Consider the following 12864-nt stretch of genomic DNA (forward strand, 5'->3'; position numbering starts at 1 on the left):
CGTGCGCCTCCGGACCTGGTCACCCGCCGCGATCCTGCACCTCGCGCTCGCGGCACTCTCTCCCATCGTTCTCCTGGCCCAGCAGGCGGGGCGCGCCACCGCTGCCGACAGCTCCACGACCGGCGGCATCGCTGGCACCACGGCAGCGCGCCCATCCGCCGATTCGCTCGTGCTCGGCGGGCGCGTCATTGCCGCCGGCACCACGGTTCGCGGCCCGGTGGTGGTGGCAGGCGGCGATCTCGTCGTTCGCGGCACCGTCGACGGGACGGCGGTGGCCATTGCCGGCGACGTCGAGGTCACGACTGGCGGCAAGGTCACGGGCGATGCGATCGCTGCTTTCGGCGAGGTGCACGCGCCAACAGGCACCGTGGGCGGCGAGGTGCGCTCGCTCACCGGGCGCTGGGGAGAGAGCCTGCGCTCCACCATGCGCGGCGATGGGCTCGAACCCACCAAGCGGTCGCCACTGCAATTCGCCCTTGGCTGGTATGTCGTGATGCTCCTCATCGGGCTCGGCGTGCTGGTCTTTGCCAGCAGCTACCTGGACGGCGTGGTCGACGTCCTGCAGGAGTCTTTTTGGCGGTCGTTCTTCGTGGGGATCGCGGGCGAGCTGGGGATCTTCCCGGTGATGTTTCTCCTGGTGGTGGCGCTTGCGGTGACGGTGATCGGCGCCCTGCTGATTCCCTTTGCCGTGGTGGCCTTCGTCTTCGCCGTTGCGGGGTTGGCGACGCTGGGCTTCATCGCCGTCGCGCAGCTGACGGGGGGGAGCATCGGGGGGCGCGCCGCGGCGCGGCTGAGCGCGCGCGGGAGTGCGTTGCGCGCCGTGACCGTCGGCGTGTCGATCTACATGGGGTTGTGGCTGGTGGCTACCGCGCTGGGCGCCGTTCCGGCGGCGGGGATCTCGAGCCGCATCATCGCGCTCCTCGTGACGTACGTGGCGATCACGGCCGGTTTTGGTGCGGCGCTCCTGTCGCGCGGCGGGACGCGGCGCGACGCGGCGGTGGTGCAGGCCGCGGCGCCGGCCCAGGACGCCGCAAGCTGGCAGACGCCCACCCCGGTCACCGGGGTCGTCGCCGCGCGGCGCCCGGTGGTGGCGGGCAAGGGAGAGGCGGGGGGACGTTCTCGTTAGGTGCGCGCGCGGCATGCACGCCGCGCGCTACAGCACCACCATCGTCACGGCCGCCGCAAACATCAGCGCCACCGCCACCGTTACCACGGCGCGCGCCGGCCAGCGGGATTCCTGCCCGCGCATGATGCGCGCGTCAGAAGCCACGAGGAGAATGCCGAGGAGGAGGAACGGCGCCAGCACGCCGTTGATGACCGCGCTCCAGAACAGCGCCCGTATCGGGTTCACGTTCGCGAAGTCGAGCGCCACGCCAGCCACGAGTGCGAGGACGAAGACGGCGTAGAATCGCGGGGCACCCTGCAGGCGCTCGTCGATCCCGGAGGCCCACCCGTACAGTTCGGCGAGCGCGTACGCCGACGATCCGGCGAGCGTGGGAATGGCGAGGAGCCCGGTGCCGATGAGCCCAACTGTGTACAGCAGGGCGGAGAGTCGCCCGGCCAGCGGCTCCAGCGCCTGCGCCACCTCGCGGCTGGATTGCGGCGCGGTGAGGCCGTGCCGGTTGAGCGTGAGTGCGGTGGTGAGGATGATGAAGTACATCGCCACGTTCGAGAAGAGCGACCCGAGGGCGACGTCGACGCGACGGTGCGAGAGTTCGGCGGGCGTTGCACCCTGACGTTCCTCGGTCGAGAATCGCCCGCCGAGCTTCTCCTCCTCCACCTCCTGCGACGCCTGCCAGAAAAAGAGGTACGGGCTGATGGTGGTGCCGAGGATGGCCACGAGCGTCGCCCACCCCTCTCGACCCTGCGGAGGACGCGGCATGAACGTGTCGCGCAGGACCGACGACCAGTCCGGCCCCACCTTGAGCGCGGTGATCACATAGGCGAAGAGGACGATGGCGAGCCACTTGAGGACGCGCGCAATGTCGGCGTATCGCCAGGCAATGGTGGCCCACCCGATCGCGATCGCAAAGACCACGACCCACGCGTGCGATCCAACTCCGGTAAGCAGCTCGGCGGCATCGGCCATTCCCGCGAGGTCGGCACCGATATTGATCGAGTTCGCGCCAAGGAGCGCCACGCTCGCCACGACGAGGACGGGGCGCGGGAGGCGGTGCCGCAGCGCGGTGGTGAGCCCCTGCCCCGTGACCATCCCGATGCGGGCGCACATCACCTGCACCGCGGTCATCAGGGGCCAGGTGAGGAGTGCGGTCCACAGCATCGACGTCCCGAACTGGGCGCCGGCAATGGAGTAGGTGGCGATGCCCGACGGATCGTCGTCGGCGGCGCCGGTGATGACGCCCGGGCCGAGCGAGTGCCAGATGCGACTCAGCCGTGCGAAGGGGTTGAAACGATCGCCCACGCCGTCAGCCGCCACGCCGCACCGACGCGAGGGCGGCGCGCACTGCGTCGCACGACCGGTCAGGTGCGCATTCCATGTCGATCCTGCCAACCGACGTGTGCACGCGACGCTCCTGCTGTTGAGGATTTGGCGCCCGCGCGCCACTCGCGGACCATACACGGCGCGCGCGGCGGGCGGGAGAGGCGCGCATGCCCTACGGCGCGCGCCAGGTGGCCGGCGGGCTCAGGTTCCCCACCCGGTCGATCGCGTACAGCACCACGCCGTCGGTGCGCGCTCCATTGACAGTGGCCGGGACGGAGATGGTCGATGTGGTGGCGGGAACGCGCTGCGCGTACCAGACAATGACGTTGGCCGAGGAGCGCGTGCGCCAACGCACCCACCACCAGCGCACCGGCTCCGCGGCCGCGGGTGTCACCGTCAGCTGCCAGGTGGCCGCGCCCGCCACCGCGTTTCCCAACGAAGGGCTCGCGGGGGCGTCGGCGTCGATCCAGGACATGGCCGGCGGGACGGCGGGGGTGGCAAAGCTCCCCGACGCCAGGGTGGAGAACAGGTTGTCGCGGTTGGCGAAGACGAGCGATGCGCGGAACAGGATGACACCGGGCGACGTCCCGCGCAGCCGCACCGATTGCACCTGGTTCGCGATCTCGGCGGCGGTGAAGGCACTCGCGGTCCCGTCGGCGACTCGATAGGCGGCGAGCCCGGGCCAGACGTGACGCGCTGCGGCGTTCTGCGCCAGCCACCAATCGAGCAGCGCATTGAACGGCTGCCCGCTGCTCCCGATGGCCCAGTAGAGCTGCGGCGCGAGGTAGTCGACCCAGCCGCGCTGGAGCCAGGTGCGCGAGTCGGCGTACAAGTCGGCGTAGGCATCGAGCCCCGTGACGCCCGATGGATTGCCGGGGCGCCAGATGCCAAACGGTGAAATGCCGACGCGCAGCCAGGGCTTGCGCGCCTTGGCCTCCGCGTACATGCGCTGCACGAATCGGTTGATGTTGTCGCGTCGCCAGTCGCCACGCGACAGCGTGCCGCCGGTGCGCGCATAGCGCGCGTAGGTCGAGTCGTCGGGAAAGGTGAGCGCGCCGTTGGCGTTGGGATACGGATAGAAGAAGTCGTCGATGTGGACGCCGTCGATGTCATAGCGCTGGACGACGTCGCTCATGACGGCGATGGTGTGGTCCTGCACCTCGGGCTCGCCGGGGTCGAACCAGAGCCCCACGCCCGCGCCGGTAACGCGGTCGCGCGGGACGCGGCGCAGGTCCGGGCGGCGCGCGGCGAAGTGGGAGGGGGCAAGGCGCGCGGTGTCGCCGGCATTGCCGGCCCGGAACGGGTTGAACCAGGCGTGCAGCTCGAGGCCGCGCTCGTGCGCCGAGTCGATCGCCAGCCGCAACGGATCGTAACCGGGATCGACGTCGCTGCGCCCGGCGAGCGCGGTCGCCCAGGGCTCCGTGCCGCCGGCGTACAGCTTCTCCCCGTTGACGCGCACCTGCAGGACGACCGCATTCGCCCCCATCTGCACCGCCTTGTCCAGCAGCGCCACCAGCTCGGCGCGCTGCTCGGCGGGGCTCAGTGTCGTGCGCGACGGCCAGTCGAGGTTCCCGACCGTGGCAATCCAGAGCCCGCGGAACTCGCGCGACACGTCAGGGATGACGAAGGCGGTGTCGGGGGGCGGTGGTGGCGTTCCCGGGGCGATCGGATCGTCGGCGCCGGAACAGGCCGCACTCACGACAATGGCGGCCGCGCCAACCAGCGCCGGCGCCCGCAGCGGGGCGTTAGCCAACGCGCGACGCAAGGCGCGAACGGGTCCGGTCGATATGCGACGATTCATCCAGGTCGAGCGATTGCCCAACGGGCCATGCGAGGATACTCCGGTGACACTTCGCCCGATGGCCTGTCCGGCATTCGACGGCGCAATGTCCCCGGTCGCGCCGACAGACGCGAGCGAATCGGCAACCTAGCATGATGGCATCCCCTTGGAGACAGGAGGTCCCATGCGATCCCGTTTCCTGCTGCTGGCGATGGTCCTTGGCGCTCCGGTCGCGCTCGGTGCGCAGGCGGCGCCGCCGGCCCGGCGGGGCAAGGACGTCGAGACGTTCGAGGTGGCGAAGCTTCCCCCCAGGCCCGCGAGCGAGATCGAGAAGGAGATCTTCGCCCTGCTGCGGACGCATCGCAAAGGCGACCTGACCGATGCCTCGCGCATCCACCTCAAGTTGGCGCAGTACTACAAGGAACGCGGGGAAGAGTTGCTGGAGGACGTCTGCAATCAGAAGGCGACGGAGGCGTGGGCCGCGGCCTCGGGCGAACGTCCGTCGTCGGCCGGTTCGCAGGGCTCGCCGCCGTTCGATCCTGAAGGCGCATTCAGCGGGCTCTTCACGTACGTCGACGACCTCAAGGTGGAGCACACCTGGGAGTTCTTTGCCGACGGGACGTTTGCCCACGCCGTGGCGTCGGCCGAGCAGCGACAGCCCATCGCGCCGCGCGAACTGGGATGGTACACGGTGAAGGGATCGAAGATGCGGCTGTGGCAGTTCAAGTCGCGCGCCGACCGCACCGTGGAGTTCCAACTGCTCGAAGCAGGCGCGCTCGGGGCCGTGCTCGACGGCGTGAAGCTGCAAGCCGTCAGGTAGCGCCGCGCCATCGGTGCAGCGCCACCGCAGAGAGCCGTGTACATTGTCGGGCGCATGATTCGACCTGTCGCTCACAAGGCACGGCGCCCGCTGCGCGTGGCGCTGCTCGCGTCGGTGGCGCCGCTCGCCGTCTCCCTCGCCTCGTGCAAGGCGGGGGACGGGGCGGGGGTGGCCTGTCGCGTGACACACGTGGCGGTCACGGCCGCCAGCAGCACGATGCGCGTGGGCGATGCCGTCACGTTGCACGCGTCGGCCACCGCGCAGGGATGCAGCGCCGCCGAGTTGGCCCCGGCGTGGAGTTCGCAGGACGGCACCATCGCCAGCGTGAACGCCAGCGGCGTGGTCACGGCGCTCGCCGCCGGGTCGACGTCGATAGTGGCGAGCATCCGCGGCGTCCAGGCGCTGGCGCAGGTGACAGTCATGGCGCCTGTGGCCAGTGTGCGCGCCACGCCGGCGAGCGCTTCGCTGGTGACAGGAGAATCGTTGCAGCTCTCGGCGACGCCGCTGGATGCGCAGGGGGGCGCGCTGGCCGGCCGCACCGTGTCGTGGCAAAGCGGCGATGCATCGATCGCGACGGTCAGTGCGTCGGGACTCGTCACCGCCATCACCCCCGGCGGCCCCGTCACCGTCACCGCCAGCAGCGAGGGGCGTAGCGCGGCGGTGGCCATCACGGTCACGCCGCCGCCGCGCATCGCGCTCTCGGCCACCGCCGTCGACTTCACCGCGACCGCGGGACAGGCCAACCCCGCCGCGCAGTCCGTCGTCATCACCAACGCGGGTGGCGGGACGCTGGCGAACCTTGTCGCCGGGCCGGTGACGTATGGGGCAGGAGCGTCCGGCTGGTTGCAGCTGTCGCTCCCCGGGGCCGCCGCCGCACCGCTTGCGCTGCTGTCGCTGCAACCCGTGATCACCGCGCTCGCCGCGGGGCGGTACACCGCCACCGTCCCCGTCGCCGCTCCAGGGGCTTCCAACTCTCCGCAGCAGGTCAGCGTCTCGCTCACGATCCAGGCCACGACCGTGCGCAGCGTCACCGTGTCGCCGGCGCCCTTCCTCCTCGCCGTGGGGGGAAAGCAGCAGATGTCGGCCACCCTGCGCGACGCCGCCGGCGCGGTCGTCACGGGGCGCGCGGTGAGCTGGAGCAGCTCCAATCCGGCCGTTGCCGCCGTCGACGCCGCCACGGGGCTCGTCACCGCCGCCTCCACCGGTGTGGCGTCCATCAGCGCCACGGTGGACGGCGTCTCCGGTGCCGCGTTTGCCTACACGGGCACCGCCTCGGCGTACGATGGCGCCTGGCGCGGGAGCGCGGGTTCCGGGCGCACCATCACCTTCACCGTCTCGTTAGGACGCATCGCCTCGCTCGCCCTCAACGTGGGGACGCCGCCAGGTTCGCCCTGTTCGCTCACCTATACCGCGGCGCCGCTTACCCTGATCGCCGGCAACGCCTTCTCGTTCACCACCAGCGGCGGTACCGCCTCGGGAACCATCAGCGGGAGCTTTCTCTCCGCTGCCAGTGCCCAGGGGAGCTACGGGACGATCACCTTCGACGATTACCTGTGCCCGCCCACGCTCCTCGTGTCGGGGCAGGTTGCAGGTGCAACGTGGACGGCCTCCAGGCAGTAGGCGTTACGCCCTGTACCAGACCACGGTCGCGCCGCGCGACAGGTTGAGCACCTTTGCCGCGTTCCCTTCGCGCACGGCAATCTCCAGCAGTCCGGTGGAGCCGCTGATGGCCACCGGCGCGCCCACCGGGACGTCGGCGTAGGTGGCGCGAATCGGGACCGGACGCCCGCTGGCGGCCACCACGCCGGCGCGCGCGCCTAACAAGTTGGTGATGGCGTTCCCGAACCGGTCGATCGCGATCACCTCGCCCAGCACGGCGCCGTCCTCGCGGCGCACCGCCTCCTTGGTGCGGCGCACCAGCGGCGACTCGTGCACGGGGCCCAGGGCATCGAGCGGGTGTCCGTTGGCCAGCGCCGCGGCCGCGGGGGCAAAGACGTCGCGCCCGTGAAAGGTGCGCGACGCCGACGGCGGAATGGGGAGCGCCACCGCGCGCGCCCCCGCCAGCAGCAACGCCGGCGACAGGATCCCGTTGTCGGGACCCACGAGGAAGCGGCGATCGCTCTCCACCGCCAGGCAGGCGCGCGTCGTCCCCACCCCAGGGTCCACCACCGCCAGGTGCACCGTCCCCTCGGGAAAGCGGCGCCAGTAGCGCGCAATCGTCAGCCGCGCGAGTTCCACGTCCTGCGGCGGAACGTCGTGCGACAGGTCGACGATCGGCGACTCCGGGGCGAGCGTGAGGAGCACCCCCTTCATCTCGGCGACGTAGCCGTCCGCCGTCCCGAAGTCGGTGAGCAGGGTAATGGGCGAGGTCGGCGTGGGGCGCATCACACAGTCTTGCGCTTCCACCGCCCGCTGCGCCAGAGGAGCATCATTGCCACCCCGCGCCCCGCCGCCGTGACCGAGATGGCCCACCAGATCCCCACCGGCCCCCATAGCGATGCCCACCACGCCGCCAATGGGATGCGCATCGCCGTCAGCGCGGTTGAGGTGATCATGGGCGGCACGGTGTCGCCCGCCCCGCCCAGCGCCCCCTCCAGCACCACTTCCGCGGGGAGGAGGAGCTGCGACAGCGCGTTGATCCGCAGGTACAACGCCGTCTCGTCCACCACCGTGGGGTCGTTGGTGAAGACGCGCGCCAGCGTCTCGGGAATGGCGAGTGAGGCGATGGCCATGACCAGCGCCGGCGCCATCGCGAACGCCATCGTGATCCACCCCGCGCGCTCGGCACGTTCCACCCGGCGGGCGCCGAGGTTCTGCCCAACGACCGCGGCAGCGGTGGCGCCGAAGCCGACGCCGAACATGTAGAGCCAGCTCTCGATGCGGTGCCCCAGCCCCAGCGCGGCCAGCGCCGGCGTCCCGAAGTGCGTCGTGGTCCGCGTCATCGCCACGTAGATGAACGAGAAGATCACCCCGGTCACCGCGGTGGGGAGCCCGATGCGCAACACGCGCTGTGCAACCAGCAGGATGGCGCGCACATCGCCAATGCGCGGCAGCGCGCTGGTTGGCGTGCTGCCGCGCGCGGCGACGGGCGCCGGCGGCGTGTCGTGCAGTTCCGACAGGTGCAACGCCTCGACGCCGACATGCCGTCCGGGGGCGAGGAGCATTCCGCGCCGGCGCAGGAGCCAGACCCCGATCGCGAATGCCGCACCGCGCGTGGCCACCAGTGCCACGGCCGCCCCCTCGATCCCCAGGCGAGGGGCCGGCCCCAGGCCGAGGATGAGCACCGGGTCGAGGAGGAGCGTGCACGCCACCGAGACCGAGAGGAGGAGGAGCGGCGTGCGCGTGTCGCCCGACGCGCGGAACGTCGCGTCGACACAGAAGAAGCCATAGATGAGCGGGAGCCCCAGGAAGTACGTGCGCAGGTAGTCGCGCGCGAGCGCCGTGACCTCAGGCGGCGTCTGCATGAAGGCGAAGAGCGCTCCGACGCTGAACGCCCCCGCCAGCCCCACCACGGCGCCGAGGGCGAGGGCGAAGAACAGCGCCCCGCCGGCCACGCGCGCCGCCTCCTCGGGACGCCCTTCGCCGTGCCGGCGCGCCGCGAGTGCGGTGACGCCGAGGGCGACCCCTTCGGCGATCGAGACCACGAGCCAGACCCAGAAGATCCCGGTCGAGACGGCGGCGAGCCCAGTGGGGCCGATGCGCGTCCCGACCCAGTACGCGTCCATCGACGCGAACAGCGTCATGAGGAGGTTGGACGCGACCGCCGGGATGGCGACGCGCCGGATGACCCGCGGAAGCGCGTCGTCGACCAGCGCCCCCGCGGCGACGCTCATGCCATCGCGCCTAACGACGCGGCCAGGCGGTCGGCCAGCGCGGTGAGCGCCTTCGCGGCCGGCGACGCCGCATCGGCCTCCACCACCGGACGCCCGGTATCGCCCCCTTCCATCACGCGCGGATAGAGCGGGACCTGCGCGAGGAGGGGGAGTTCGCACTCGTCGGCCAGCTTCTGCCCGCCGCCGGTGCCGAACAACGCCGTGGGCTTGCCGCAGTGCGGGCACTCGAACCACGACATGTTCTCGACGATCCCCAGCACGGGGACCCCGGTGCGCTGGAACATCCGCACGCCGCGCAGCGCATCGCCAACGGCGACCTCCTGCGGCGTGGTGACGATCACCGCTCCCGTCACCTGCGTGGCCTGCACCAGCGAGAGCTGCGCGTCGCCCGTGCCCGGCGGCATGTCGACGATGAAGAAATCGAGCTGTCCCCAGTCCACGTCCCTGAGGAACTGCGTCGTGATCTTCATGACGATCGGGCCGCGCCAGATGGCCGGCTGGTCGCGCTCGATGAGGAGCCCTAACGAGATGAGCTTCACCCCGTGCGCCTGGTGCGGGATGATCTTCTCGTCCTGGACCAGCGGCGCCCCGTCCACCCCCATCATCCGCGGGACGTTGGGGCCGTAGATGTCGGCATCCATGAGCCCCACACGCAACCCGCGACGCGCCAGCGCCACCGCGAGGTTCACCGCGATCGTCGACTTCCCCACCCCGCCCTTGCCTGACGAGACGGCGATGATGCGCCCCAACTGCGGATAGGGGACCGGCTGCGGAGCGCTGGGGCGCGGGGCGGCGGGACGGTCATCCATCACCGGGAGCGCGCGTGGCGCACCGCCCGCGCCATTGGGGCGCCCTCCGGCACCGGTAGCGGCCGCGGCACCACGCCCCGGGGCAAGCTCCGAGGGGTCGCGCACCGCCACCTGCACCGAGCTCACCCCCTCCACCGCTTCCACCGCCTGCCGCACGGTGCGCACCAGCGTGGCATCGTCGCTGGGCGCCAGCACCACCGTCAGGTGCACCTTTCCCTCGAGCGTCGTCCCGATGTCGCGCACCATCTGTGAGGTGAGGACGTCCTCGCCGGTGCGAGGGTTCCGGATCGCCGCGAGCGCGGCGCCAATGCGTGCCTGAAGGGTGGTGGCCATGTCGGGAATCCCGCGGAATGTCAGGAAGTGTTTGGGCCTCGCGCGCCAGGGGCGGCGCAAGACCGGCGATGTGTGCAGCGCGTATCGCAGCAGACGAGGGACCACCGTCCCCTGCGAATCGTTTGGGCAGCGCATGGGGCGCCACCGGAATGCGTCGAATGCTTCTACGGCGTCGGGGCGAGTTCCCCGACGTAGGCGCGGGCCGCCTCGACCACGCGATCGCGCACGGCGTCCAGCGATCCCGTGATCAGCGCCCCCGATGCCTTCGCGTGACCGCCACCGCCGAACTCGCGCGCGAAGCGGTTCACGTCTACATCGCCGGTGCTGCGGAACGACACCTTCACCTTGCCGTAGCCCAGGTCGCGGAAGAAAAGCGCAAGGCGCGTCCCGGCAATCGACCGCGGATGCTCCACGATCCCGTCCAGGTCCTCCGGGCTCACTTCGTAGCGGTCCAGCGCATCGGCGGTCACGCAGATCCACGAGATCCCGTGCGTCGCGTCGTGCCCAAGCGAGTGCAGCGAGTCGCGCAGCAGCAGGAGGCGCCCCGGCGACACCGACGCGTAGATGCGACGGTACATCTCCTCGGGATCGACCCCCTTGGCGAGAAGCGTTGCCGCAATCGCGTGACAGCGCGGCGTGGTGTTCGAGTAGCGAAAGCCGCCGGTATCGGTGAGGATCGCCGTATAGAGCGCCTCGGCAATCGCCGGCGTGATGTCGAGGTCGAGTTCCGCCGCAAAGTCGAACAGCAGCTCTCCGGTGGCGCAGGCGGCAACGTCGTCGAAGACGATCTCGCCCGCCGGCTCCTCGGTGGGGACGTGATGGTCGATCACGATGCGCGGGACCTTGAGCGTGCGCACCGTGTCGGCCAGGCCGCCCAGGCGCTTCATGTCGCTCACGTCGAGCGCCACGACGCCATTCACCGCGCGAAGCGCCGAGGGACCCTTCGCGGTCGCGTCGGTGATGTCCGGCCCCAGGAGATAGGTGAAGATCGAGGGCCACGGTGTCGGGTTCACGACGATGGCGCGAACGCCAATCTGTGGCAGCAGGCGCGCCAGGGCAGACACGGAGCCTGCGGCGTCGCCATCGGCGTTGATATGCGTCGTCAGCGCCACCAGGGGCGTCGTGCGAAGCGTCTCGGCGATACGCGCGATCGCCTCACGACGGGGAGCGGGGACGGCGAGCAGTCCGGTCAATGGCACGGAACGTAGGGACAAGCGAAAGCGGCGCTCCACCCGGAGCGCCGCCCGTAAAGTAACAGCTTGGGGAACCGAACGGCTCCACCGCCGGCGGTCGCGGCCGTGCGGCGGTGGAGTGCCCTAGTACTTCGTTCCCGCCCGCTCCGCCGCCTGGACGCGCGAATGGTGACGCCCGTACAGGAAGTAGATCGCGAGGCCGATCGCCAGCCAAATCAGCAGTCGCAGCCAGGTGTCGGGCGGGAGCCCGTACATCATGTAACCGCAAATGAGGATGGAGAGGATCGGGACGACCGGAACCAGCGGCGTCCGGAACGGGCGATGCAGGTTGGGCTGGCTGTAGCGCAGCACCAGGACGCCGGCCGAGACGATGACGAACGCGAGGAGCGTCCCGATCGAGACGAGTTCGCCGAGGAGGCCGATCGGGAAGAGCCCGGCAACCACCATCGCGAAGCAGCCGGTGATGATCGTCGAGATGTACGGCGTCTGGTACTTCGGGTGCACCTTGCCGAAGACCGGCGGGAGGAGGCCGTCGCGCGACATCGCGAAGAAGATGCGCGGCTGCCCGAGGAGCATGACGAGCACGACCGACGCGAGGCCGGCAATGGCGCCGAGTGCGATGAGCGGCTTGAGCCACTCGAGCCCCGGCCCCGCCTTGGCAATGGCCACGTAGACCGGATCGGGGACGTTGAGATCCCTGTAGTTCGCCACACCGGTCATCACGCGCGCCATCAGGATGTACAGCACGGTGCAGATGGTGAGCGAACCGAGGATGCCGATGGGAAGGTCGCGCTGCGGGTTCTTTGCCTCCTGCGCCGCCGTGGACACGGCGTCGAAGCCGATGTAGGCAAAGAAGATCACGCCGGCCGCGCGCACGATGCCGCTCAGCCCAAAGCGCCCGAACGCTCCTTCGTTAGGCGGAATGAACGGCTGCCAGTTCTCCGGCTGCACGTACATGAAGCCGAAGCCGATCACGAGGAACACGATCGTGACCTTGACGAAGACGATCACGTTGTTGAGCTTCGCCGACTCCTGGATCCCGATGACCAGCAGCACGGTGAGGATCGCCACCAGGAACATCGCGGGCAGGTTGATGATCGCCCCGCTCGCCACCAGCGTGTGCGTCCCCTCGACGTTGAAGGGCGCATTGGCCAGCGATGCCGGCACGTTGATGTGCAGGTAGTCGCGCAGGAACGAGGTGAAGTAGCCAGACCACCCCACCGCCACCGTCGAGGCGGCGAACAGGTACTCGAGGATGAGGTCCCACCCGATGATCCAGGCCACCAGCTCGCCCAGCGTCGCATACCCGTAGGTATACGCGCTCCCGGCAATGGGGATCATCGAGGCAAACTCTGCGTAGCAGAGCCCCGCGAAGAGGCACCCCGCGCCGGCGAGGACGAACGAGAGGACGATGGCCGGCCCCGCATACTGCGCCGCCGCCGTCCCGGTGAGGACGAAGATGCCGGCGCCGATGATCGCGCCGATGCCGAGCAGGGTGAGATTCAGCGCGCCGAGCGATCGCTTGAGTGTCGGCTCGCCGTCCACACCCTCGGCCTCGCGCATCAGCAGGTCGAGGCTCTTCTTGGATAACAGACCCATCAGGGAGTCTCCGGTGGAGAATGGAAAAGGGCGATCGCCGCCACGATCGCCCGA

General features: G+C 70.3%; 10 protein-coding genes. 3 read left to right on the forward strand and 7 right to left on the reverse strand.

All coding sequences use genetic code 11. The features are described from left to right. The first annotated feature begins 1 nt into the window (after position 1). Complete coding sequence (locus IT359_20640) at positions 2 to 1126, forward strand: hypothetical protein (GenBank protein MCC6931408.1); 1125 nt, start codon at positions 2 to 4, stop codon at positions 1124 to 1126. Between the two features lie 27 nt (positions 1127 to 1153). Here IT359_20640 and IT359_20645 read toward each other — a convergent pair whose 3' ends face one another. Continuing rightward, positions 1154 to 2437, reverse strand: coding sequence for a divalent metal cation transporter (locus IT359_20645; protein MCC6931409.1), 1284 nt, complete (start codon positions 2435 to 2437; stop codon positions 1154 to 1156). A 178-nt stretch (positions 2438 to 2615) separates the two neighbouring features. Next, positions 2616 to 4196 carry a family 10 glycosylhydrolase gene (locus tag IT359_20650; protein MCC6931410.1) on the reverse strand — a complete coding sequence of 527 codons (1581 nt, stop codon included), beginning with the start codon at positions 4194 to 4196 and terminating at the stop codon, positions 2616 to 2618. 211 nt (positions 4197 to 4407) lie between these two features. Between IT359_20650 and IT359_20655 the strand changes: the two genes are divergently transcribed. Both IT359_20655 and IT359_20660 read left to right on the forward strand, forming a co-directional pair. Continuing rightward, positions 4408 to 5043: a hypothetical protein gene (locus IT359_20655; protein ID MCC6931411.1), complete on the forward strand. Its 636-nt coding sequence runs from the start codon at positions 4408 to 4410 to the stop codon at positions 5041 to 5043. Positions 5044 to 5097: 54 nt separating this feature from the next. Further along, positions 5098 to 6663 (forward strand): Ig-like domain-containing protein, encoded by a 1566-nt coding sequence (locus IT359_20660; protein ID MCC6931412.1) that lies wholly within the window; start codon positions 5098 to 5100, stop codon positions 6661 to 6663. Between the two features lie 3 nt (positions 6664 to 6666). On the opposite strand, the gene IT359_20665 is transcribed toward IT359_20660, so the two are convergent. From IT359_20665 to IT359_20685, 5 genes are all read right to left on the reverse strand, one after another. Continuing rightward, positions 6667 to 7428 (reverse strand): SAM-dependent chlorinase/fluorinase, encoded by a 762-nt coding sequence (locus IT359_20665; protein ID MCC6931413.1) that lies wholly within the window; start codon positions 7426 to 7428, stop codon positions 6667 to 6669. After that, a complete protein-coding gene (locus IT359_20670; GenBank protein MCC6931414.1) occupies positions 7428 to 8876 on the reverse strand; it encodes an MATE family efflux transporter in 1449 nt (482 codons plus the stop codon). The genes IT359_20665 and IT359_20670 overlap by 1 nt, the downstream gene beginning before the upstream one ends. Continuing rightward, entirely contained in the window at positions 8873 to 10018 is a 1146-nt protein-coding gene (locus IT359_20675) for an Mrp/NBP35 family ATP-binding protein (protein MCC6931415.1), read from the reverse strand. The genes IT359_20670 and IT359_20675 overlap by 4 nt, the downstream gene beginning before the upstream one ends. Before the next feature lie 164 nt (positions 10019 to 10182). Then, entirely contained in the window at positions 10183 to 11211 is a 1029-nt protein-coding gene (locus tag IT359_20680; GenBank protein ID MCC6931416.1) for a bifunctional oligoribonuclease/PAP phosphatase NrnA, read from the reverse strand. A 123-nt stretch (positions 11212 to 11334) separates the two neighbouring features. Beyond that, positions 11335 to 12810 carry an amino acid permease gene (locus IT359_20685; protein MCC6931417.1) on the reverse strand — a complete coding sequence of 492 codons (1476 nt, stop codon included), beginning with the start codon at positions 12808 to 12810 and terminating at the stop codon, positions 11335 to 11337. Positions 12811 to 12864 lie beyond the last annotated feature (54 nt).

The sequence above is a fragment of the Gemmatimonadaceae bacterium genome (assembly GCA_020852815.1).
In the GTDB taxonomy this organism is placed as follows: Bacteria; Gemmatimonadota; Gemmatimonadetes; order Gemmatimonadales; family Gemmatimonadaceae; genus SCN-70-22.

Bases quoted from the DNA above. Each gene is read 5' to 3' on its own strand.
- IT359_20655 (MCC6931411.1), top strand. From the start codon at position 4,408: ATGCGATCCCGTTTCCTGCTGCTGGCGATGGTCCTTGGCGCTCCGGTC.
- IT359_20660 (MCC6931412.1), top strand. From the start codon at position 5,098: ATGATTCGACCTGTCGCTCACAAGGCACGGCGCCCGCTGCGCGTGGCG.
- IT359_20665 (MCC6931413.1), bottom strand. From the start codon at position 7,428: ATGCGCCCCACGCCGACCTCGCCCATTACCCTGCTCACCGACTTCGGG.
- IT359_20670 (MCC6931414.1), bottom strand. From the start codon at position 8,876: ATGAGCGTCGCCGCGGGGGCGCTGGTCGACGACGCGCTTCCGCGGGTC.
- IT359_20675 (MCC6931415.1), bottom strand. From the start codon at position 10,018: ATGGCCACCACCCTTCAGGCACGCATTGGCGCCGCGCTCGCGGCGATC.
- IT359_20685 (MCC6931417.1), bottom strand. From the start codon at position 12,810: ATGGGTCTGTTATCCAAGAAGAGCCTCGACCTGCTGATGCGCGAGGCC.